This is a genomic window from Undibacterium sp. Rencai35W (assembly GCF_049340185.1).
Taxonomy (GTDB): Bacteria; Pseudomonadota; Gammaproteobacteria; order Burkholderiales; family Burkholderiaceae_D; genus Undibacterium.
In genome coordinates this window covers 26157-50061 of sequence record NZ_JBMPPC010000008.1, presented here as the reverse complement: position 1 = coordinate 50061, position 23905 = coordinate 26157, and the positions used below count along the sequence as shown (strand labels likewise).

23 protein-coding genes are annotated in these 23905 nt (G+C 48.3%); 3 read left to right on the top strand and 20 right to left on the bottom strand.

The features are described from left to right. Window positions 1-11 precede the first annotated feature (11 nt). Window positions 12-767, top strand: a complete 756-nt coding sequence (locus ACO0K3_RS16550; protein ID WP_422986482.1) for a LytR/AlgR family response regulator transcription factor — start codon at window positions 12-14, stop codon at window positions 765-767. A gap of 90 nt (window positions 768-857) precedes the next feature. After that, window positions 858-1406, top strand: a complete 549-nt coding sequence (locus ACO0K3_RS16545) for a GNAT family N-acetyltransferase (RefSeq protein WP_422986480.1) — start codon at window positions 858-860, stop codon at window positions 1404-1406. A 59-nt stretch (window positions 1407-1465) separates the two neighbouring features. On the opposite strand, the gene lnt is transcribed toward ACO0K3_RS16545, so the two are convergent. The 18 genes from lnt to ACO0K3_RS16455 form a co-directional block, all read right to left on the bottom strand. Then, entirely contained in the window at window positions 1466-3022 is a 1557-nt protein-coding gene (lnt, locus tag ACO0K3_RS16540; RefSeq protein WP_422986478.1) for an apolipoprotein N-acyltransferase, read from the bottom strand. A 51-nt stretch (window positions 3023-3073) separates the two neighbouring features. Further along, window positions 3074-4114 carry a hypothetical protein gene (locus ACO0K3_RS16535; RefSeq protein WP_422986476.1) on the bottom strand — a complete coding sequence of 347 codons (1041 nt, stop codon included), beginning with the start codon at window positions 4112-4114 and terminating at the stop codon, window positions 3074-3076. A 22-nt stretch (window positions 4115-4136) separates the two neighbouring features. After that, complete coding sequence (locus ACO0K3_RS16530; RefSeq protein ID WP_422986474.1) at window positions 4137-6023, bottom strand: hypothetical protein; 1887 nt, start codon at window positions 6021-6023, stop codon at window positions 4137-4139. Between the two features lie 125 nt (window positions 6024-6148). Continuing rightward, on the bottom strand, window positions 6149-6616 hold the full coding sequence (locus ACO0K3_RS16525; protein ID WP_422986472.1) for a hypothetical protein: 468 nt from the start codon (window positions 6614-6616) through the stop codon (window positions 6149-6151). A gap of 7 nt (window positions 6617-6623) precedes the next feature. After that, complete coding sequence (locus ACO0K3_RS16520) at window positions 6624-6947, bottom strand: DUF192 domain-containing protein (RefSeq protein ID WP_422986470.1); 324 nt, start codon at window positions 6945-6947, stop codon at window positions 6624-6626. After that, window positions 6947-7672: a TadE/TadG family type IV pilus assembly protein gene (locus ACO0K3_RS16515; protein ID WP_422986468.1), complete on the bottom strand. Its 726-nt coding sequence runs from the start codon at window positions 7670-7672 to the stop codon at window positions 6947-6949. The genes ACO0K3_RS16520 and ACO0K3_RS16515 overlap by 1 nt, the downstream gene beginning before the upstream one ends. Before the next feature lie 20 nt (window positions 7673-7692). Further along, window positions 7693-8199, bottom strand: a complete 507-nt coding sequence (locus ACO0K3_RS16510; protein WP_422986466.1) for a tetratricopeptide repeat protein — start codon at window positions 8197-8199, stop codon at window positions 7693-7695. 10 nt (window positions 8200-8209) lie between these two features. Next, on the bottom strand, window positions 8210-9088 hold the full coding sequence (locus ACO0K3_RS16505) for a type II secretion system F family protein (RefSeq protein WP_422955366.1): 879 nt from the start codon (window positions 9086-9088) through the stop codon (window positions 8210-8212). Between the two features lie 2 nt (window positions 9089-9090). Continuing rightward, window positions 9091-9951, bottom strand: coding sequence for a type II secretion system F family protein (locus ACO0K3_RS16500; RefSeq protein WP_422986464.1), 861 nt, complete (start codon window positions 9949-9951; stop codon window positions 9091-9093). Further along, window positions 9944-11758 carry an ATPase, T2SS/T4P/T4SS family gene (locus ACO0K3_RS16495; RefSeq protein ID WP_422986462.1) on the bottom strand — a complete coding sequence of 605 codons (1815 nt, stop codon included), beginning with the start codon at window positions 11756-11758 and terminating at the stop codon, window positions 9944-9946. The genes ACO0K3_RS16500 and ACO0K3_RS16495 overlap by 8 nt, the downstream gene beginning before the upstream one ends. Before the next feature lie 4 nt (window positions 11759-11762). Next, a complete protein-coding gene (locus ACO0K3_RS16490; RefSeq protein ID WP_422986460.1) occupies window positions 11763-13091 on the bottom strand; it encodes a type II and III secretion system protein family protein in 1329 nt (442 codons plus the stop codon). Between the two features lie 16 nt (window positions 13092-13107). After that, window positions 13108-14154 carry a Flp pilus assembly protein CpaB gene (cpaB, locus tag ACO0K3_RS16485; RefSeq protein WP_422986458.1) on the bottom strand — a complete coding sequence of 349 codons (1047 nt, stop codon included), beginning with the start codon at window positions 14152-14154 and terminating at the stop codon, window positions 13108-13110. Window positions 14155-14174: 20 nt separating this feature from the next. Further along, complete coding sequence (locus tag ACO0K3_RS16480) at window positions 14175-14393, bottom strand: Flp family type IVb pilin (RefSeq protein WP_422986456.1); 219 nt, start codon at window positions 14391-14393, stop codon at window positions 14175-14177. A 17-nt stretch (window positions 14394-14410) separates the two neighbouring features. Continuing rightward, the gene (locus ACO0K3_RS16475; protein ID WP_422986454.1) at window positions 14411-15124 is read right to left on the bottom strand and encodes a hypothetical protein; all 714 of its coding nucleotides are present in this window, start codon (window positions 15122-15124) and stop codon (window positions 14411-14413) included. Next, the gene (locus ACO0K3_RS16470; protein ID WP_422986452.1) at window positions 15115-15966 is read right to left on the bottom strand and encodes a hypothetical protein; all 852 of its coding nucleotides are present in this window, start codon (window positions 15964-15966) and stop codon (window positions 15115-15117) included. The genes ACO0K3_RS16475 and ACO0K3_RS16470 overlap by 10 nt, the downstream gene beginning before the upstream one ends. Then, window positions 15963-16751, bottom strand: coding sequence for a hypothetical protein (locus ACO0K3_RS16465; RefSeq protein ID WP_422986450.1), 789 nt, complete (start codon window positions 16749-16751; stop codon window positions 15963-15965). Before ACO0K3_RS16465 ends, ACO0K3_RS16470 begins: the two co-directional genes overlap by 4 nt. After that, on the bottom strand, window positions 16742-18118 hold the full coding sequence (locus tag ACO0K3_RS16460) for a pilus assembly protein TadG-related protein (RefSeq protein WP_422986448.1): 1377 nt from the start codon (window positions 18116-18118) through the stop codon (window positions 16742-16744). The genes ACO0K3_RS16465 and ACO0K3_RS16460 overlap by 10 nt, the downstream gene beginning before the upstream one ends. Window positions 18119-18211: 93 nt before the next feature. Then, window positions 18212-18466 (bottom strand): hypothetical protein, encoded by a 255-nt coding sequence (locus ACO0K3_RS16455; RefSeq protein WP_422955376.1) that lies wholly within the window; start codon window positions 18464-18466, stop codon window positions 18212-18214. Window positions 18467-18812: 346 nt separating this feature from the next. Here ACO0K3_RS16455 and ACO0K3_RS16450 point away from each other — a divergent pair, with 346 nt between their 5' ends. Continuing rightward, window positions 18813-19868, top strand: a complete 1056-nt coding sequence (locus ACO0K3_RS16450) for an OmpA family protein (protein WP_422986446.1) — start codon at window positions 18813-18815, stop codon at window positions 19866-19868. A 149-nt stretch (window positions 19869-20017) separates the two neighbouring features. On the opposite strand, the gene ACO0K3_RS16445 is transcribed toward ACO0K3_RS16450, so the two are convergent. Then, window positions 20018-22438: a sensor domain-containing protein gene (locus tag ACO0K3_RS16445; protein ID WP_422986444.1), complete on the bottom strand. Its 2421-nt coding sequence runs from the start codon at window positions 22436-22438 to the stop codon at window positions 20018-20020. Next, window positions 22435-23712, bottom strand: coding sequence for an HD-GYP domain-containing protein (locus ACO0K3_RS16440; protein WP_422986442.1), 1278 nt, complete (start codon window positions 23710-23712; stop codon window positions 22435-22437). Before ACO0K3_RS16440 ends, ACO0K3_RS16445 begins: the two co-directional genes overlap by 4 nt. Window positions 23713-23905: the final 193 nt, after the last annotated feature.

The following is a 23905-nucleotide window of genomic DNA, read 5'->3' as shown; positions in this document are numbered from 1 at the left end:
AAGGACAGGTTATGACCACCGCTATCATTGCTGACGACGAAGATCTTCCGCGTAAAGAGCTGCGCCGTATGCTAGCCGAGCTCTGGCCAGAGTTAGTGATTCTGGCTGAATGTGAGCACGGCGCTGACGCGCTGGAGGCGATTCATCAACATGCACCGGATATCGCGTTTCTCGATATCCGTATGCCAGGCATGTCGGGCCTCGATGTCGCCCACGCCATCAAAGGACGCTGCCATGCGGTATTTACCACGGCGTATGACAGTCATGCGCTGGATGCCTTTGCCGCCGGTGCTGTCGATTATTTGTTAAAACCTGTTTCTATCCCACGTTTGAAAGAGGCCGTGGCCCGCCTGAAAGAACGCTTTGCCAGCAAACAGGTCGCCCCCGATGTCAGCCAGCTCATGCTGGAATTAGACAAGCGTCTGCGTGCCCCCGCAGCGGAACGGATACGCTGGATCAGCGCCAGTGTCGGCGATACGATCAAGATGTTCCCGGTAGAGAAAATTCTCTTCTTCAGCTCGGATGAAAAATACACACGCGTTGTCAGCACCGATGATGAAGCCCATGTACGCAAGCCTTTGAAAGAAATTGTCGACGGCCTCGACCCGGAATCGTTCTGGCAAATCCATCGCAGCATCGTCGTGCGTGCAGATGCGATCGCCAAGGCGCATCGGGATGAAATGGGTAAATACACCGTTGAATTACGCGGTTGCAGCGAAAAACTCAAAGTCAGCCAGGCCTATGCATGGCGCTTCAAGCCTATGTAAATTTATGTCGCACCTCACCCCGGGTTTTCTCATAGACGGCATCACCTCCATTAATATTCCGGTTACCTTTTTACTCAAAAACTAACTCACATGACCATACTCACTACGCAACGATTACGCCTGGAACCGATGACAGATGCGCATGCCGATGGCTTGTTTGCGATGAATAGTGATCCTGAGGTGATGCGCTACATCACAGGCAAAGCAGATACCCGCGATGACACGCTCGCCATGATAGAGCGCGTCAAAGCACGCTGGCTAGAGTTCGGATTTTCCTGGTGGAGCTTTGTCGAACTGGAGAGCGAGCAGATTATTGGTGCTGGCTGCATCCAGCATCTCGGCAGAGATCCGGCCAATCCTCTGGAGATTGGCTGGCGCCTGCGTCAGGATAAGTGGGGTCAGGGCTTCGCATCAGAAGCCGCAGAGGTCATGGCAAGCTTTGCATTTGATACCCTCAAAGGCGACTTGCTCTGCGCTGTCTGCCATCAGGATAACAAGGGATCTGCCCATGTCATGAAAAAACTAGGTATGCAATATCGCGGTATCGAACGATGGTATGAGATGGACACGGCGGTGTACGACATGACGCGTGCTGTCTGGGCGGCGCGCTCAGATGATGATCTACATCGAGATAAATAAGCGTTACTTTTGTGGCTTCAACTTTTAACTAAGAAACTAGTGAAAAACTCAGACTGACGTCACACTTTTTTCGTTGCATTCTTTGATTTTACTGGTCGAAAAACTAGATACCCCATGAGTGACATAAAAAATATGAGTAGAGGCACATTACCGTAACGCATAAATGGAGTCGACCCAGTAAATAATTTTACCGAGCCATCCAATACGCCCGTCACATCCGCGGGCAATGTATCGTGAATGATACCGTGCGTGTCGATCAGTGCGGTCATTCCTGTATTCGATCCTTGGATAAACCAGCGCCCGGTTTCCAATGCGCGCATCCTAGCTGCCTGCAAGTGTTGAGCTGGTGCATAAGTTTCGGTGAACCAGCCGAAATTCGTGATATTTAATATTACTTCTGCATCTTGCGCTTTGCGCGCTATTGTTGTGTCAAATAAATTTTCAAAACAGATACTAAGGGCGACAATGGCACCTGGCAAAATCAATGGTTTTTGCATTTCTTCTCCAGGAACAAACGTTCCAAAATTTAAGCTCAACCGTTTGCCTATCCATTCGGCACCGCTTGGTATCGTTTCACCAAATGGCACGAGATGAAATTTATCATATCGATAGTTGTAGGAATTTTCACTACTCTCTGGTGTGACTACGACGGCACTATTGGTGGTGTCCGTTTCGCCGGATGAGCCAGGTTTGGCGACGACTGTACCAATCACGATTGCCGTGTTGCGGTCGTGGGCGATTTTTTTCCAAGTGGGTACTACACCTTCTGGCAAAGAAAACCATTCAAAAGGTAACGCTGTTTCAGGGAGTACAGTTAATTGAGCATTGCTATTGTTGGCTAAATTTCCGTATAGTGACAAGGCGCGATTGAAGCCTTCTTGAGTGAACTTTTCGTGCTGAGACAGGTTGCCCTGTAGCAGGCGAACCGATAAGCTACGACCCGTATCGCTAGTCCAGCTAACTGATTGCAGAGCTTGTCCCCCCATTCCAATACTCACAATCGCGAGGATACAAAACACCCATTTTTTCTTCCAATTTTTTAGATCCCCCAGAATGTTGGCCAGTAAAGCAGCGATCAGCGCGTTTAAAAAACTCAACCCAAACACGCCGATTAATGGCCCAAAACCCGAAAAAGGGCCGCTTACCTGCGCATAACCTGTTATAAGCCACGGCATACCGCCAAACAGGCAGCCACGCAACCATTCCATAGATGTCCATACGATAGCGATCGCCGTACAATGTAACGTGGTGTCGATAATGTTCTTAGTTTGAGTCCAGCGGCAATAACGTGACAGAGCTGTGGCTATTGCCGGGAATAGACTAAGGTATAAAACCAGAATGCTGGTTAAGAAAAATGAAAATACTAGACCACTTGCAGAATAGTGATTCAGTGCCGGTACCATCCACCAAAAACCCGTGGCAAACCAACCTAAACCAAAACTAAATCCGATCAAACTCGCTTGCCATACGGATGTCTCTGCTAGCAAAAGAAATAAACCCATCAGACAAAATGGTGAAAACCACCAGGCGTCCGAAGGTGCAAAAGATAACGTCAGTGCAGTCCCAAACACGACTGCTAGTAGAATCTTTACCGACAGCCAGGACCAGTTATTCAAATTTTTTGAGTACGAGTACATAGGCTTATGCAAACTGGAAGCAAGGAAAATTCAAGCAAAGTTAAGGTGCTGCCGGTGCAAATTAGGGCGGCGCCATACAATTGCCTCGGTATGGTAATGCATGAAGGTAAGCAGATAGATGATTGTTGCAAACAGCCAATGATGACTTGCCTGTAATAGGTAAGCGAGTGTGATAGAAATTGAAGGCAAGATCAGAAAAAAAGGTAATGGTAGGGATCGTGTAAGCCGGTATAAGTAGTTGTGCGGCGTGCACGCATTCCGGTTGCGGTCATGGTTGGCGTAAATTAAAAATGCTGTCAGATCGTGAATCACGCGTGGGATGATGACGATAAAAATCGTGTATCCGAAAACAAACGCAAAAAACACACTCCCTATCATTGCCACATTCGCCCATAGATAGCGTGCGCCGACGGGCGCAGTCACGGTCTTTAACAGAAAAAAAGAAGACCCTGTCAACAACAACAAACTGCTACCAGAAAAAATCACGCAAAGCGCATACGGATCATAACCACCGATGGTGGCATCAGGAATATTCGCACCTACATACACTCCGGCATAGAGCAAAAAACCAGTGAGTAAGATCATCCACTTCCAGAACAGCATCAGGCGTGACGGGCGTAACATCGTGAAGCTTAACCCAATCTGCTGCGTCAGCAAATGGTAGATCGTATAGATGCCGAGCCATGCAGGTACCAGAACACGCACTAGGGATGGTCCCAAAACGCCTGCCAGAGCAACCGTGCTATATAGAATTAGCGGTAGGATAAATTGCTTTCGGTAGTGCCGCAAATAGTCACTATCTGCCATGGTCAGCGTGCCTGCCACCACGTGAGGCAAGCCAAAGAGGATTACCCACAGTGGCCACTGCTCTGGCATAACAGGCAATATAGCGACACGTAGTATTTGCCCAAACACCCAATGATCCAGCACGATGGTAAGTACTGTAGCAGGAACAATTAGGTAGACTGCCAACAGCCAGCGTTGGTCAAGACTCGCCATAACGGCGAGCTCGAGATGTCGTGGCTGGACGCAATCGCTGACGGAACCGCTCGCCTGCTTCTGCGTTAACATTTTCCAGTTGTGTCAGTGAGAATCAGGCGCTTGGGAAGGTCATGGTGATGACCAGTGGAGTTACATTTCCATTGGGCGTCGTTGCTTGAATCACAGCACTGCCTGTGGTGCGATTCGGGCCACCAACTACGCAGACGCCTGCACTTGGTTTCACAGGAATAAAGTGCACACTGCCTTGGTCGCCTGTCACGATACCGCCAACAAATTGAGGACTCATACTTGGAACGACTGACGGAAAAATATCGCTGACGTCCAGATTATCCAACGCGCCTGATGAAAGATTTGTCCCGCTAGGTAAAGGATTCAGGCGGCTATCGCTTAGACGTAGACGAACTGGCATAGAGCTGCAACCGTTATTGGTTAAGGCAATTGAGCCATTGACTGGGTAGGACGAGCCGTCTTCCAGAATCCGCGTAATGTTGGATGCAAAACTACCACTCAGGAAAATCGCCAGTTTTCCGGTCAACGGTACATTGCTATTGTCAGAGGCAGACACGGTAATAGAGGCTAAACCTGCCCGTTTTTGCGGTGCGGTTGCATCTGACGCATAGCGTGGGTTTTGGCTACGAAATACTGCTGTACAACCACCGTTGACCGTCGTGCATCCGCCACGATCAGAGCTGCCAATTGCACCGCTGTCAGTTTGGAATACAACAGCAGTTCCATCAGCAATAGGGTTACCAAATTGATCGGCTAGCAAGATGTTCACATCTGTTTGCGTATTATCGTAATTGAAGCCTTCGATGTTGTAGCTTTTTGCGCTCAATGAAAACGCGGCTTGTGTCGGTATGCCTGTCGTGACTGAAATGGTGTCGGAAATAGTAGACAAACCGTTTGGTAAAGTCGCCTGTACGCGCACAGCTGTTGGCTCAGTACCGGAATTGACTACGGTCACGACTTGGCCGGATGCGTCTGTGGTGTCAGACGTTTTATTCAGGGTAACTGCTTTGGTAGAAATCGTGTTGAAAGTGACTAGTTGATTCGCCAACGGATTACCAAATTGATCCAATACTTTAAATTTGACGATCGCTGTTTCTGTACGTCCGCTGGCACCCGCGCCTTTGATCACGATTGAGCGGTCGGCAGGCACGACGCTGCTAACTTCAATCGAAGCAATGTTAGGACTGCCGATCTGAAAATTAGTCGTGATAGATGCGTCGGTACCTGCCATTGAGGCTATCAGTGTATCGTTCTGGGCGCAACCTTGATCACGATAAACGAATTGGGCGCGACCATTGATTGTCGTAACAGCGGTAGGCACTATCGCTTTACCAATAGAACCGCACACAGACGTGATCGAAAGAGAAACAGGATCGGTTAGTAGCACGCCGTCGCTATATACATCCATCGTCACAACGGTTGAATCGTAGGCTTTTAGAACCATTGTATTCGTTGTAGGTGTCACCAGTTTCAGGGTGATTTTGCTTGCACCAACAGAGAAAACAACTTGCTGTAATACGGTCTTGTCACCGACCATCGCAACCGCTTTGAGCAAACCACCTCCCGCAGCACTCATTGATGCCGGAGTTATTTTGACTCTTGCGATACCAGATGCATCGGTGGCGACCGTACCTGAAGAGGGAGAAAGCACTGCTAATGATGCATCCACATTAAATGCCACCAATGTATTGGAGACCGGCTGACCACGCTCATCCACTACCGTTGCTGATACAGACAAAGGCTTGGCACCAGTCATATTGTTTGCAGGCAAACCATTCACATCTGTCAGAGCGAGTGTGACTTTAGGCGACTGTGAGCTTGTTGTCGGAACTCCCTGACCAGAATTGATTCCTGGAACCGTGCCCGCCGGGCCACTGCCGCCGCCGCAAGCGACCAGGGCTAATGCGGTAATACTGGCCAGTACACTACGTATCACGACTAACTTGTTATTCAATGCATTCAATTTCATACACTTATCCAATAAAAAATCATTACTTGTTTTTTTGTAAAAGAGCGTTTGCTTTTTTTCGTTTAACTTTTTCTTCTTGCCGCCGAAAATCGGATGGCAGATCAAGGACTAACTCGTTTGCTTCTTTATCGCATACCCCCGAGCTCGCGCTTCAGGGCTGCGATGTTTATCTGATGGCGATGCACGACATCTTCCATCGCCCTCTGCGCCAAGGCCGTGCTCAGAGCTTGCTGCTCGGACATCAATTCCTTGCGTAGAATGTCCTTACGTTCGACATCACGTTCCTTCTGGACTTCTGCACTGATGCGGGGGAAATTTGCTGCCATGTTTGTCACCGCACTGTTCACTGTGCTACCCGCTGTCCGAAGACTCACCGGCGGGATTGCATACTGTGACAACCGCGCGTCTGTCGTCTTGTCTGCAGCAGAACGAGCTGGTGTGTTGCTTACAATAGTGACGCCAGAACTGGCATCAACGTAGGTATAAATCGCCGCGTTTGCACTGATACAAAATAATGGCGATATAAAAAACACCGCTGTAAACATTCTTGCGACATGGTGTAATGAAACTCGACTTTTTTTTTGTATATTCATGGTTATGTCACTTAATCAACTGCTGCCCAGGCTCTAAACCAAGGCGCTCGGCATTGCCACTGCTCAATTCAAGGCAGGAATGCGCGCGGCGTGCTATAGCAGCGCGCCAGGGACGTAAACCGGGAACGATAGAAACGATAGTTCCGGCTTTGTCCAGAAATACGACGTCAATAGCAAACCGCATGAACCCCGTGTGTACGCTAGAACAGGGGGATAACCATAGTCCTTGATCCGTTGGAAGAGTGCGACGTCCCATCAAGCCAATCAATCGTTGCCAGAAGTGATGTGCGTGAATAATGTTCACGCCCTGTATGCAAATATTGGCTCTCATCAGAAATTGCTTTGTAAGGGCGGAGTCGTCATTCGGACTACTGCTTGGGAAATGATAGGAATTCCACGTAAATTATTTGGCGGTTTTCTGGCCATACATGCCATTTCGGCCGGCGAAAGAATTGCCGGTAGCTGAGTTAGCGGGTTAATTGTCATTGCCTTATAAATTAACTCGTCGATCACAGGAAACACCATTTCATAGCAATAACGCACCTGCACTTTCAGCAGCAGAGCATCGGCGCGGGTTTGCTTTGACTTCGCCCCCACTGCGTTATCGTTCAGAATATTGGTTGTTGGGATAATGCGGTTACCGCTCCTATCGGTGACCCCGAAATCGGCAAATGAGTTAGCCGTAGGATTGAGCTTGGTAATACTGTTATATGGCATAGAGACATCCGTTCTGGCACGTGAGTAAGCAACCCCCATGATTTGCGCATAATTACCATTGCTGACATCAGTAAACCCTGCATTATTTAAAGCGCCTATCCCTTTTGCCACATACAGAGGAGACAAGGCCGTAGCGAAGGCTGTTGCCATTTCACCTTTATGCCCTTTAGATGCCGCACCAGCGCGCGCTGTCGCCAGTGCGGCTAGGTTGACCGTATTTTTTGCGACCATGAACATGCCCATCTGCATCATTCCCATAATCACGGGAATGAGAACAAAAAATGACACAACATAGAACTCCACTGTGGCCGCTCCCAGTTGACGGCGAGCGGTGCTCATCCAGCAAAAGCGGCCAGCTCTCATTTGCTCACCGCTGCCGGTGTACTGACCACGGGGCTCATTGTATGGTCAACATCACGCAACAGTGATTTGAGCGCGGCGCGATTGGCTTCACTGACTTGGTCACTATTGATTGCGGCAGTCGCCGCTGCACGAAATTGGGTGATATGTACCAACGCTAAGTTCGCAAACGCCTTAGTCATATTCGGGTCAGCGCGCAGCGCCTGCTCAAACGCTTGTTGCGCGAGAATGGTTTGATTACTGCGGATGTACACCGTCCCCAAACGGAACCAGGCTGGCGCATTGTCTGGGTGTGCCGTCAACACGCGCTTATATATCGCAATTGCACTGACCAAGTTGTTCATCGTAATCGCTTGTTCCGCATTGGCGACTAACTGATCCATCTCTATACGCGACATGCTTTCATTTGGCGCAACTGATGCAGTTGGCGCTGTAACACATGCGGAGATCAAGCCAGACGTCGCGACGACCGTTGCCGCCAAAATAAATCGTTTTACTTTCAACATACAGTCTCACTCATTGAAATGCACTCATCATCTTCATCCCGATTGGGAAGCCGATTACGACGAAAGTGCAGGGGAAAATACATAAAATTAAAGGGCCTAACATTTTTACTGGTGCTTCCATCGCTAATTTTTCAGCGCGTGAGAAGCGTTCGTTGGTACGCTGGGTGGATTGCGCACGTAATACTGTTCCTAGACTGGCACCGGTTTTTTCTGCTTGCACCAATGCACTCGTCAGTGATGTCACCGCAGGGATATCTAAACGCTCTTCCAGCGTGCGTAAGGCATCTACCCGGGTACGCCCAGAACGTATCTCGCGTAACAAACGAGCAAATGCACGACGTAAAGGATTATCAGGCGTTTTTTCAACACCGATCGCAATGCCGACAGTGAGATTGCATCCGGATTCGACCGCCAGGGTTAACATATCCAGGAAGCTCGGTAGATTTTTCAGGATTTGAATTTCTACCGTTTTGGTCTGATCGCGTAACCAGATTTCCAGATAAAAAAATCCAAACAAACTGCCGACTAAAGGTACTGTCATACTGCGCGCCCCGACCCACAAGCCCATCAGAAACATAAATCCGCCTATGAGCAAAGCAAAAACAATCTTTGCAGCAAACCATTGCTGTGGCGACAGCGCATAATCCAACTCAACCTTACGTAAGCGCCGGATGGTTTTTTCACGGTACTCAACGGACAAATAAGGCCCAACATAGAAGGTGACGATTTCAATCAAAGGCCAAATGCGATTTAGTAACGGTGGTGGCTTATCTGCGTATGTCCGGTCTTCGCTTTTGACTGCGTTGACGATACGATATACAAACAAAATAATCGATACCACTGCCAAGGCAAACAAGGCGGGTAAAAGGAATTCAATTATGGTTGTCATGGCTACACATCAATCTTCACTATTTTGCGGATCAAAATAAAACCAATAAATTCCAGTAAAAAAATAACGAACAACACCATATACCCCATCAAGGTATTAAATAGCGGTGCCATTGATTCTGGTTCCATGATATTCAAGACCCACATGAGAAAAAGCGGAAGGCACCCAACGATAATGCCCTGTAGTTTTCCTTGTGACGTCAGTGCATCGATCTTGTCTTCCATGGCTAATTTTTTTCTCATGGTATCGGCCAACCGTTCCAGAGATTCGGTCAAATTACCACCCACTTCACGAGCAATACGCATGCTTGTCGTGAACATGGTGTACTCCTGAGATTCAATCCTTTTTTCCAGCTCTTCCAGCACGTCATCCAGCGAGACACCCATACGTAATTTCCGCACAACCAAACCAAATTCTTGATTAGACGGCTTCGGTAACTGTTCCGATAACAAACCCAAGGCTTGCTGCAAACTCATACCAGAGCGTAATGCGCCGACCAATGAGTCGAGGGTATCTGGTAGTTGTCGAATCAAGGATTTGCGACGATTGGTTTTCAGTCTTTTATGAACAAAACCGGGGCCAAACAGGCAGATCACCGCACCACCAATCGCAACAAGCGGATTACGGGTCAGCAGTAATAACAAAATTGGTACGATGATGGTCGCTGTAATACTGACTTTCATCAGATAAGCAGTATCCAAAAAGATGAACATGTCAGATAATTTGACGCTGGTTGTACCTAATACATTGTCTCGATATTGGCTGGCAAAGCGACGAGCTACTGCCCAGATCGCAATTACCAACAGCACCGCCGTCAGCGCAAAGCCAAAGGCAAGTACACTAGGGAGAAATTCTTCAGCCATTGATGACATGTCCATTGGCAGTACGGTTTTTTACTTCATCCGCATCGCCAAAAATGCTGAGATCCAGATCTACGCCAAATTCACGCAACTCTTCATAGAAGGTCGGAACATAACCGCAAGGCATGAACTGTCCGCGGATCTTGCCGTTATCGTAAAATCCCGTTCGCTGGAATTTGAAAATTTCTTGCATCTGTATTACGCCGCGCTCCATACCGGTAATCTCCGTAATGCTAGTGACTTTTCGGGTACCGCAGGCAAAGCGGGTTTGCTGCACAATAATTTGTACCGCAGATGCGATCTGTTCGCGAATTGCAGTCACCGGCAAATCCATACCCGCCATTAAGACCATGACTTCCAGACGAGATAACATGTCACGTGGGGAGTTGGCATGTGCTGTTGTTAAGGAGCCGTCATGGCCAGTATTCATCGCCTGTAACATGTCTAACGCCTCCCCGCCGCGACACTCACCAACTACAATGCGATCAGGACGCATCCGTAACGCATTTTTTACTAGTTCGCGAATCGATACTTGACCGCGACCTTCCACGTTAGCGGGACGTGCTTCCAAGGTAACAAGATTATCGTGATACAGCTTCAGCTCAGCAGCATCCTCAATGGTGACAATCCGTTCAAATGGGGGGATCAGATTAGAAATGATGTTGAGCAGGGTGGTTTTACCAGATCCGGTACCGCCAGAAATGATAATGTTCTTTTTTTGCTCAACACAGATTTTCAGAAAACGTACCATCTGTTCGTCTACCGAATCGTACTTGACCAGATCGTCGACTCCGAGACGGCGTTGAGCAAATTTACGAATCGAAATGGAGGGGCCTTTTAAAGCAATTGGCCGAATCACGATATTGACGCGGGAGCCGTCCTTCAGACGTGCGTCGCATAGCGGTGTTGACTCATCTACGCGGCGACCGATTGGCGAGACAATACGTTCAATGACGCCCATCATCGCTTTTTCACTACTGAAGGCGATATCAGAACGACGAGTCTGACCGGCACGTTCAACAAAAATATCTTCCGCACCGTTGACCATGATCTCTGTAACGGATTCATCTTCCAGCAGGCTTTCCAGTACACCTAGTCCGACTGCTTCATCCAATACGAATTTAGCTAATTCGTCTGGATCCGTTATTGCTGGTAACGGTATTTTCCTAATTAGTTCATCGATTAATTTACTGGCCATCATACGTAACTCTACATCGCCCATACGGGTAACGTCCTGACGGCGCAAGTCTAAAGTCTTGATGAGTTCGTTATGAAGAATTTCGGCATTTGTCGATAACGCGAGCTGATGCGCGCGCGCTTCATCACTGAACTGCATGGTGATGTGCTGTTCTGCTTTAGGCGTCACCGGTGCTGTAGCTACCAATTTGACCGGTTCTGCAATTACCGGCGCTGTACCCGCCGTGCGCGGCAATTGCACTACGGGGGCTTTTGTTGCTGCGACCGATGTTGCAGGTGCCATAGTAGGTTTTACTTGTTCTGGCTGGCGATGTGCTCCCAGCGTTTTTACACGTAATACCTGGCCAGCAAGCGTGATGCTGTCATCGACTCGCAAGGGACCATATCGCACTATACGTTCACCATTCACAAACACGCCTGATGGACACCCGAGATCAGTCACTGTTGCTATGCCTGCGTCATCAAAAGTCACGCGTAAAGCGCGCTTGCCTACATTGGATGGCAGCGGAATTTTTGAGTCACTTTCGCTACCAAGGATTGTGCTTTGTTCCAATGAATAGTCGATTAACTGTCCATCTACACGCCTGTACTCAAAGGTCAACAAACTTACCATGGTTTTATTCCGTTATTGTCAAAGTAGACGGTGCATTCGGCAGCAATTCGCGATCACGTACCCTCTTATCGAACTCATATAGTTTTTGAGAGTTCAGGTCTTTTGGCTGGTTATCCATATTTAAGGTAGGTTGAACTAAGCGCGGCGTGATGATGATTGCGACTTCCCGTGTTGATGTCGTGCTTCCCTTATTGCGGAACAGGCCACCTATCAGCGGCACATCGCCAGCACCGGGTACCTTCTGTGTGTCACTGGATTTTTCATAGGAATACAATCCGTTTAATACTACGGTCTCACCTTCGCGCGAATTGAATTCAGCCGTCGATTTACGTTTTAGGAAGCCAGGGACACCCAACACTGTCACTGATCGATCAATACTGCTAACTTCCACATCTACCTTGGCGTAAATCGCACCAGATTTATCGGTTACCGGAGTTACTTCAAGGATGATCCCGTATTCTTTATATTCAACGGACGTTTGTCCAAAGCTACTTACCTGTGGAATCGGAATTTCACCACCAGACACAAAGCGTGCTTTAGAACCACTGCGTGTTGTCAGGCTAGGCGCAGCTAATACCTGTGCTTCACCATCTTGAACGAGCAAATTGATTTTGGAGGTAATCAATGATGCCATCGTGATGAAACCTTTTGGTGGCCAGACGTTCCCTGGTAAAGGCACATTAGTGAAATCTAAACCGCTTGATTGCACACTAGGTACATACCGATATAAAGGATTGCTATAGATATCTGCCAGCACCCCAGCGTGAGGCCCATTGATCGATGAGTCCCAGCGAATACCCAAGTCCCTGGAGCCTTTACTACTCAGTTCAACGACTTTGACATCGAGATAAATCATTTTTTCCCAACCAACCTTACCGATGAAATTCACTACTTGTTCGGGATACATTTTGGAAATTGATTGCGCACGTTCCTGATTGATATCGCTGACCATTTCACCTTCAAGAACAATTTTTGAACCGGCGATCCGAGCTGTGACATTGTCTACATTGCTCAATAAACGTTTGATATCTGCCAAAGTTCGTTCCATATTGGCTTCTTGCACAAACACAGTCAGATCTTTTTGCGAACCATCCTTGAGCCATAAATGCAGTGTAGATATACCTACACCTTCTGCCAAAATCAGCAACTGGTTGTTGGCAATGATTGATACCGAAATCACTTTGCCGCTACCAATTGCCACACGAGTCACTGCTAACGGAAAAACCCGAGCCTGACCACTAAACATTTCAATTTCGTTTTGCGCGTTGTTGTTTGCCGCGCTGACATCCAAAGTAAACAAAATGCTCAATGCCAATACAAATGCTTTTATCACGTCACACATCCGATCATTACTTCAATTTAAAAGGGGAATTTTCAGCACGCGGTGGGGAATTGATTCCCAAGCGATTTTTCACGTCCAACGCACTAGCTTGTGGCTTCTCAGTGCTTGATGCTGGTAAGCGACCTGCACCGAGCATATCGCCCAACAAACGTTGACCTACTTCTGATTTCAATTTAACGCCACCAGCTGCACCCGTACCACCAATAATCATTTCCACATAATTGCCTACGCCCGCTGCCGGTGGTCCATCAACCATCTTGAACGTTGTTTCGTCTAACACCATTTTGCCCAACTCACCCTTGTCGTCCGGATTACGCAATACTGCGGAAAGTTGTCCTAGTTTTTGTGCGATCAATACTTGTTGGGCCTGCTGCGGGTTGACCTTTAAGGTGACGGTAGTAAAGTCCATATTGACTTCTTGCTGACCACCGTTTTCTGTACGAACCATACGTTTTTGGGTTGTCTTACCAGTCGCCATGACGGGAACTGATTGCATGATCAGGCGCACGTGCATTAGGTCTTTGGGGCCAGCACTAGTGCTTTCTCCTGTGGGGGCCGCGCCAGTGTTATACGAATTTTTAGTAGTACCCGGTCCGGTGTAGAGCAAGTCAATCATGTCACCAGGAACTAACATTCCTGAGATAGAGCTAATTTCATCCACAGGAAAGGTAATCGCGCGCTCACCCACACCAACTGTTGTAGATAGGGCGGCACGGTCTGCACGTTCTAGCGCTCCACGATCAATTGGATCACCCGGTTTGACTGCCACCATAATTTTCTGGCCAGCAACCATATCTAAGGATTCCGGATCGACTACCGTACTGGCCAGATAGCGTTCGGGAATTGTACGAACGGCGAGATTGTCAGCTGATAGCACACCGCCAGCAGGGATTTCTACCGCAGCAACGACCACTTTTTTTGTCTTGTAAGAACCTGCCAAGCGCTCTTCTGCCTGCGATAAATAGGTTCGAAAATAATATTGTGCACCCACAAAACATAAGATGCCCAACGTAACGGCTCCGCCAAGTAACAGAGTATTTTTCGAGATTTTCAAGGGGAATATATGAATGAAGTTTAAAAAACGGATACGAGAAAACTATAACCACGGAAAAAACTGCGTACCGCTTGAGCGATATACTCTGCTGGCGACAGATTGTTGGTGATCGCGTGCGGCGTAAACATCACAAGCACCATGACACCCGTCACAACGATGTATTCAATCATCGCCTGTCCACGTTCGTTGCGATGGAATACATTTTTTAGGATACTAAATTTGTTTTCCTTGCCGACCATATCATGCACCTTGCCTATTATTTACCTTGGATAATCGTATTCATCATGACCAATGACCCTGCTTTTTGCCCACTTAATGTAGCGTCAAATTCTTGGGTACCTTTGTTTGCAGATAACAGGATGGAATTTCCATTTTTTTTAAACGCATGGCGTTCCCATCCGCTTGCTTTCAAGCTTGCTTCCAGAGCGTTGGCAGTTGCGTCAACCGAACGCGGTGACACGGCTATTACCTGTTGTGAAATTCGACCTTGATCAATTGAATCAATAATAGAAATTGATTGCATGTCATTCGGTAAACGCACAGCAAGTTTGGGTTCTCGCTTTAATTGTGGGGAAGTGAGAGCGACATACCCCTCTGTTCTTGAGGGCGCTGTTTCTTTAATCTGGAAACTGCGATGTTCGTTGCCAACCGTTTGGTTTAGTACGGTCCAGGTTCCTACTTTTGATCGTGTTACAACATTGTGGTCACGCGCCCGCTCCCAGCTGTCCTGAACTTGTTTAAGCACGGTTTCCATCGGTAGATCTGTAGTGAAGGCACGTATTTTCATCGGCGTGCCGTTTAACTGCATATCTTCCCCAACAGCTTGTACGCTCAGAGTATCTGGCGTGTCTTGCCACCCAGCGTACACGGATGTCACGGCAAACGAGGCCGTGACGAAGAACAACAGTTTGGCGAACGATGTGTTCTTTGAAATCGGTTTGCCATTTTGTTTTCGCAAGGCTAATAGCATCGTGATACACCTGGAGCTGGACCTCGATACACGGGCAAAATGCCATTCCCAACCCGGTCGTTTGGAACAATATCTGGACAAATTTGGCCTGGGTTAAAATTATTAAACGCTGGCTCTATCCATGACAAAGCCCAAGTGATGGGTGCCAGAATTGTATTGACGCGTTGGAAAGCAGATGCCGGTGCAAAAGAACGCGTACGTAACGCTGTCTGCGGCGCTCCATCTGCGTCCCAGCTATCTGTGACAAGTGCAGATTTTTCTTTGAGAACAAGAGGGGCAAAATTAAAGTCGGCTGGCTTTGTCGTTGGCAAAGCGGCGGCGTTCAATGCAACGCTGACTTCGCTGGTATATAAACCATCTGACGGCAGTGCTTGGCCACCAGTAATTGCGCCTAGGACGCCACCAACTTTACTAACGATATTCGTGATCGCACCTGCCGCATTACCCGGCAACGCACCTACCGTTGTCGTTATGGTTACAGCAGCGGGATCTTTGATGAGTAGCTTAGAGGCTGAATCCGAATGGTCTCTCCACATTCTCGATTGTTGGCCCCATGCTTGGGTTCCCGATTTGCTGTCGGCCGCTAAAAATGCATTCTGATTCCACGTAAAAATGCGGGCACGGGTTTGATTTTCCAGCGTTGTGTTGTTAAAGGTAGCAGGCGTATGTACTGTACGCTCCCACGCAGCATAACGTGCTGCCTGAATCGTACTCGCCTGAATATCGTGGAATTTCCCGAGATACCAGACGCCAAGGAAAAGAGCGATGATAACGCCCGTCATAACGACGACTTCAACCATGGCTTGCCCGCGTTGCGTCGGTTTAATGGTTAGGATAGTCATTGTTTTGCGACGCCGATGGAAAAAACGGAAGGGTTAACCTGAATGCCAATTTTTGCCGAGACCGGCTCGGTCAACATCGCACCTTCTGCATCGTTGGTTGCCAGGCTACGTACATACGCAGGAATAGGTTGTTGATCAAATGTCGTTAGCGCCACACCAGCCGCATCTTTGACAATACAGAATTCTGTTGCCAGACCTGCTAGCAGATCATTGGTGTCAAGACAGCCCAGCGAAACGTTGTTGATTGCTTTGGCAAGTTTGTAAGCGCTTTTGTCTACCGCTGCAGCAGCAGCCATGTTGTATTGCTCAGGCGATGAGGAATTACTATGCCCATCCTTATCGATATCGACTGCATAAATATAGCCGTCATGAACGGATTGTGTTGACACTGTATGTGCAATGCTGGTGGCACAGCCTTTATCCGGCTGGGTGTCGCTGATATCGATGCTCCAAGTGTCTGTTTTTGTATAAAACGCTTTTCCATCGCTGATATAGGTATCTTTTTGTCTGATGAAAGAGGCGGGGATCGTCACAAAAGGTTTGTAAGACAGTTTGCTCAGTTGCGCTGAGCTGACGCAACCATCGTAGATCACTTTGGCGATCGCCTGATATTTGCTGATTATTTCTGGTCGAATCGTTGTGACCACTTCGTAACTACCGGAAGCTACCGGTGTTTGTGGCATATTTGCGGCTGCTGGTGAGTTACTGCCGCTGCCGCAAGCAGTCAAAAACACGATACTGAAGACTGAGCCAAATCGTGTTTTGTTAGTGGTTGTCAGGAACACGTGCTGTCGCCTCCAAGGAGTGCGCCGATAGGTGGCAAAGCTTTTGCTGCGCCGACAATGGTGCGGGTTAATCTGCTATCTGTGGCAAGCGAGGCGCGCCAGTAAGGACTAAATAAACTTGGTAATTCTGTTTTGCCGTCTACGCGATCTGAACGATACGGGCGCTCGAAACTGACACAACCTGTAGCGATTGCATAAACACCAGCGTTGCCAGGGAAGTTGGGATCATGTTCCAGTGTGGAACCGTTGGGCAGCACGGCTTTTGCATTGAATGCACTATTCGCTGATGGAATCGAACTGTTTGGGATGACTACTTCAATGGGGTAGGCCAGTTTGAATGACGGCTTTGTTGTCCCTTTTAAATCTGCCAGATCGCGGTAATTCGGGAATGGGTTGTTCAATTTTTTTGCATAAGTATTATTATTTGCATCGTTTCTTGCCAGGCGGCCATCAGTGTCATTCCATTGGTTGAACTGCCCGTGGGTGCCAATTTTGGTGACTTTGTTTGGGTTGTATGCTTGTGCGCCACCCCAGCCTACTGGCACTTTGGTTGTCCAGTCGCCTTTAAGAGGGTTGTAGACTGTGCGTAGCTCAGCGGAGTCCAGACCTTTCCAGGCATCAAAATCGATCAGGTCCGTACCGCCTTGCTTTCTGATTTCAAATACCCAAGGAAGACCCGTGCTCCAATCGCGTTCTGCGGTAAATCTATCGCGTGAATTCAGTGTGACCTCGCGTAAGCGGGTGCGACCATCTGTTCCAACCCTGCCGCTAGATTTTTTGTAATCTTTGGTGAAATTTAAAAAGTCGACGGCATTTTTCGCGAGTAATAGGTTGCCACCGTGACTCACTGTTGCTCCGTTTAAATTAGCGACTTTAGTTGCCAGATCAGTGGCAACGGGACCCGTGTAGTTAAAAGCAACTTGTAAACCGTTTTCTCCAACGTTTATCAAACGCAATCCCTGTTCTGCTAACGGAAGGAAATTTTGTACTTGGGTATTTACCTGAGACAGCACTTGCTGAATCGCCTGGGTTACCGTACCGGCATAAGGAATAAACCGGGTGATGTAATTGATGTTAGTGACAAATCGGGCGATGTAGTCGACCCAAGATCGTAAGCTGACCGACTGTGCGATAGTGACTTCATTGACGACCATGGCGCGATTCATGTATGCCTGAAAATTGAGTGTACGGGCTTCCCATACTGCGCCACTGTAGGCTGCGGCGTCGGCTGCATTCATGGCGCGCATTTTTGCATTGGTTACCTGACCCGAGTTAAAAGCGACCAGCAGTAGACCAACCATCGCAGCAGCAAAGCCCAAAAATACGATTAGTGCTTGTCCTTTGTCTTTTAACGTACGGCGTCGCATCACTTGACCTTCATATTTCTCGTTCTCAAAAAAAGCCGGAGGAATATCCTCCGGTTCACGTGCATTTCCCTTATGAAAACAGGGGGAAGCCGATTATTTTTCGAAATCTTTGAGTGTTTTTGCTTTAGCAGCGTTGTTTGCATTAGTTGTTTCTGTAGTAACCAATGTACGTGCCTGTGTGCTTGCTCCACCAGCCAGTGTTGATGCAGCTACCGAAGTTTGACCACGAATAACACCACCGAATGCTTGATATACGCCGATTGCTGCAATAGCGATCAAAGCAACGATAATGATGTACTCAGTCATACCTTGGCCGAGTTGACGATTACGCAGATTTAAATGTTTCATAATTTCTCCATGGGAATGTTTGAACTTGAGCGACATAATGAGGCTACGTCGATCCGGATAGTAATGAATAAAAAACAATTGTTTTTAAATAATTACATATTGTTACAATGTAATTATTTTTTTACATTTGTTTTTGGCAACACCTTATTTTTTACTGGATAATTTTTATTAATTAAGTAAATTTAATTCTCTTTAAAATTGGTAAGCTGTTGAATTTACATAGGAATATTTTTCTTTTCAGTAATAAAATTGGACGGAAACGATTCCGGTTTTCTTGTATTGACTTCTCTATTTATCTGTCAAGACAAGCCTTATTACGCGTGTTTTTAACTACAAAATTTTATTTATGATCATTACTAAGAAATTGCTGCATGGAACTTTTTTGTGTGTTGTGTTAATACTCAATGCTTGCAAAGCGAAAAATCCAGAAGCGCCCGCCAAAGCCAACACGCCTTCCCAAGATGTAGCGGCAAACACTGGCAACGCGACAGCCGCCAATCCAGCCAACAATGCCTTTGATCCGGAATCCGTTCCGCACACGACGGCTGTTTTACCTGCTTTTCCTTATGTGGATTACCCGGCTAAGCTTGATGAGAGTTATCACCATATCGTTACCGATACGCAATTCGATAAGGCGTACATCATTTCGGGTAATGAGCTGCGAGCGGTTGAAGGTAGAATTTCTCACCGTACGTTTCCTCACAACACCTTGAACATGTCGGCGTTGGCATCGCAACGCAACTATGAAGACGTGATCAAATCGATTGGTGGGGTAAAGGTCAATAAATCCCAGCCGTCTGATGAATCGTTTGTGAAACAGCAGGGAGGTGATATTGAAGCAGTCTTTAAAAAATTACGCCTGGGCTATGCCGGCGCCAATTTTCAGGGTGGCGGTGTTACTTCGTATGATGTTTACCTGATACGCACAGATAAAACCAATATCTGGATTGCTGTTGCGACGTTTGATGATGGCATCAACACGAGTTTATTGGTAATAGAAGAAAAAGCACTGGAGCAAAATGTCGGTCTGATTAAGGCCGATACGATGGCCTCGGGCTTGCAACAACAAGGCCATATCGCTTTGTACCTGTCTTTTGATACAGACAGCGACGTAATCCGTCCTGAAAGTACGCCAGTTGTTGATGAAATCGTGAAGTTGCTACGTACAGACGGTACGTTGAAACTGAAGGTTCAAGGGCACACCGATAACGTGGGTGATGCTGCCCATAACAAGACTTTGTCACTGGCACGAGCGAAATCGGTGATCAAGGCGATTACGGCGCAGAAAATAGAAGAATCCCGCCTGACGGCTGCCGGAATGGGAGCAGAGCATCCTCTGACAGACAATTCGACAGAGAGCGGCCGCGCCAAGAATCGTCGGGTCGAATTGGTCAAATCCTGATGTGAAATCTCAAGGACCTATAAGGAAAAAATATTGCTCTCTCGTGATATCGAGACAACACCGTTGCTATTTTATCGATCCCATATTTGACTGATGCTGTCTGACGCAGTTTTGACCGGCATCAGACCATTCAGGCTCACAGATCAGTGCTAATGATGTAGCGGCAGTCCTGGCATCACTTTGCGATACCAGGCTTCAAAATCATGGACTGATAAGGCTGGTGAATACAGATAGCCTTGTAGTTCGTCGCAGCCCAGGGTCTTGAGCTGGGTGCGTTGCTCTTCCGTTTCTACTCCTTCAGCAATGACTCTGAGCTTGAGCGCATGCGCCAGGCTGATAATTGCCGTGACGATGGCGACGTCGCTCTCGTCGTCTGGCAGATGCATGACAAACGAACGGTCGATTTTGAGCTTGCTGATAGGGAAGCGCTTCAGATAACTGAGGCTGGAATAGCCAGTGCCAAAATCGTCAATCGCGAGTTTGATGCCTAGTACGGAAAGCGATTCAAGTTTAATAATCGCTTCTTCTACATCACGGATCAGTATCGACTCGGTCAATTCTAATTCCAGGCAATCGGGTGTCAGGCCTGCGTCGGCGAGCGCTTTGGCGACGTTGTCTACAAAGTCGCTTTGCTGGAATTGCAGCGCCGATACGTTGACCGAGATGCGAAGTTTTCTATCCAGATTCCACAGGGCTGCCTGACGGATGGCTGTGTGCATGACCCAGTTACCGATGGCGACAATCACACCGGTTTCTTCGGCGATGGGGATAAATTGTGCCGGACTGACTTCGCCCAGATCTTTGTCGTGCCAGCGTATCAGTGCCTCGGCACCGAATACTTCGCCATTATCAATATTGACCAGCGGCTGATAATGCAGACGGAAACCGTCATGCTCAAGCGCCTGACGCATTGCATGATCGAGCTTCATGCGGGACAGCAGACCGACATTCATCTGGCGCTGATAAAAGCGAAAATCCGAGCGACCCCTCTCTTTAACGTGATACATCGCGCTGTCGGCGTTTTTGATCAGGTCGTCCATGTTATTGCCGTCTGCCGGATACAGCGCAACCCCAATACTGCAACTGACCGAGAAGCTCATGCCATCCAGGGTGAATGGTGCATTCAGTTCTTCTAGCACACGTCGTGCGCAAATTTCGGCACCGTGGGCATCTGCCTGATGCAAGAGCAAGACAAACTCGTCGCCGCCTAGGCGTGACGCTGTATCCACCTGACGGATACATTTTTTTAGCCGTTCGGTTACATCAATCAGTACCCGGTCGCCGAATGGATGGCCGAGCGAATCATTGATTTGCTTGAAGTGATCAAGGTCTAGGAATAACAGCGCAAAGCTACCGTTGTTGCGGCTTGCTGCCGTGATCGATTGCTTGATACGTTCGGCGAGTAACAGGCGGTTGGGCAGGCCGGTCAGCACATCGGAGAACGCGAGCTCTTCGATTTTTTGTTTTGCGGTATGGGTCTCGGTCCGGTCTTTGAAGAAACCGATGTAATGCATGGTGTTGCCAGTTTCATCCTGCACCCGGACCAGAGAAATCATACAAAGATAGGCGTGCCCGTTTTTGCGCCGGTTCCAGAGCTCGCCTTCCCAGAAGCCCTTGGTTTCCAGATCTTCGAGTAACTGTTTTACCAGTACCGTATTGCTTTCTTCGGAAAAGAAATCACTCGGCGATTTACCGATCATCTCTTGTTCTGTGTAGCTGGTTAGTTGCTCAAAACTAGGATTAGTGGTGATGATTTTTTGTTCTGCATCGGTGATGAAGATTGCATCTGTACTTGATTCAAATACCTTGGCGGCTAGCTGTAAGCGCGCTTCATCGGCAAGCCGCTGCGTGATATCGCGGTAGGAGTACACTCTGCCGATGGCACGGCCACGCGCGTATTGCGGCAAGGTCACACGCTCCAGGATTTTGCCTGAGCGCAGTACCAGCACATCGGTTGCCTCCATCAGCGGCGAGCGGTTGATGGCACCGAGACGCTCACTGTAATGGCTGGCGTCAACCATGCATTTATCCATCCACGCATAGATCGCCTGATCGTCTCTCTGGGTCAGCAACTCGTCTGGCAGCGTCCACAATTTTGCAAACAGATGATTGTAGCTACGGATGCCTCCTTCGAGATCCGTGACCAGAATCCCATCGGCGGTGGATTCCAGTGTTGCGCGTAGTTCCGCGATCAGTTTTTCAAGTTCATTTTCTACATGGCGCTGGTTGGTGTGATCGCGGATTGCAACTACATACATATTGCTATCCATGCCGGTGCGTACCAGCGTGACCCGACGCTCGACCTGAATCGTGCCGCCATCGGCGCGTTGTAATACGGTTTCAGAAAAAATATTGTCCGACAGACCTGCTGCCGCGTCCTCCCAGAAAAATACATCTTCGGGAGCCGCTGCGAGGTCGATGACGGCTTTACCGATCAGCGTACCGCCCGGTACTTGCAACAGGTGGTGCGCGGAGCGATTCGCCGCCAGCACCAGCAACTCGATAGGGTCGACCAGTAACACGGCTTCCAGCATGCCTTCGATCAACGCCTGCCATTGCTGGTTTTTCATGTGCTAGCTTCCACAGCTTCGATCTCCCGGCCGCGCTCAAAAAAGTAGCACAAACGCTTACGCGGCGACAAATAATCGTAAGCGGCTTTGGGTAACTGCAAGGGTTTCAGGCTGCGATGGATGCCGAGACTTTGTTCGTATTCGAGATTGATCACCAGGGCATCGTCACGAGGGATTTCGGGATTGTGGATCACGACACGTGGCTTGATTGGACGTGAAGAATTCACCGATACCACCAGTGCATATCGTTCATCGGTCAGTTGCACCACGGAACCCGGCGGGTAAATGCCCATCATGCGGATAAACGCTGTCATGGTCGGCGCATGGAATTGCGATTTATGCTGGGTGAATAATTGCGACAAAGCCTCATGTGGCGTAATCGCCAGCGCCGGATTACCGGGATTACACAAGTTATCGTATTGATTGACCAGCGACACGATCTTGGCAAGCGGCGACAATTTATCCGCCAGAATCCGGGTCGGATAACCCGAGCCGTCGATATGTTCATGATGCTGCGCGACCAGCAGCGTTGCATTCGCAGATAGCGCCAGTTTGCGCGCCAGATTGACGCCATGCATGACATGGCTCTGATACAACTGACGCTCCGCATGACTGAAATGATCTTCGGGCCAGCGCAGACGATCAGGTAATTCCATCTTGCCGATATCATGCAGCAAAGCACCGATGCCCAGTTCCAGCATATCGACTTTGCTCAGCTCCATCGCCTTACCCAGCAGCAGCGAAATAATCGTCACATTGATCGAATGCAATGAGGTACGTTCACCAGCTTTTTCGGACAACAGGCGAATCGCCGCCTCATCCTCGCCCAGCATCCCGGCTAAAAAACCTTGTATCAGATTCTCGGTTTGTTCTCTGGCGACTTGTGGCTGTGCATGCACAATCTCGGTCACATGCTTGAAGGTCTGTGATGCCTGGCTGAACTGACGTTCGCACACCAGCAGACTAGCTTGCTGATCGGCCAGCATCTCACGCCGCTTGCGCGCCTCAATGGCTTTTGGTGATTCTGCAGGGGGCGTGCTGGCTGCGTCAGTCGTTACACAGTTCGTTACAGCGTCAGGGTCTGGCGAGCTCTTATCGGGTGCATAGCGTATGCGCTCCAGACCTAGCGAACGTATCGTCGTAATCTGATCTTGATTACGAATTTCGAAGCTATTCACCGGAAAAGGGTGATCCATCCAACCCATGTCGAGATAAACAAACATCCCGATCCGGAGCTGCGAAACGTCGATAAATTGTGTGTGAATATCAGTCATAGAGCTCGTCGCAGAATACCTAGATTCAAGAGCTGTTTTGTACAAGTTGTACTATTAACACGACACTTCTGAAAAATCCATCTTTTTCAACATGTCGACCCAGAAATAGTGAGAAACAAACAATGCGCCAAACGGAGAACCACAATCATGCTGTAGGTGCTGCAATACCGGCATGTCATTTCATGTGTAAATC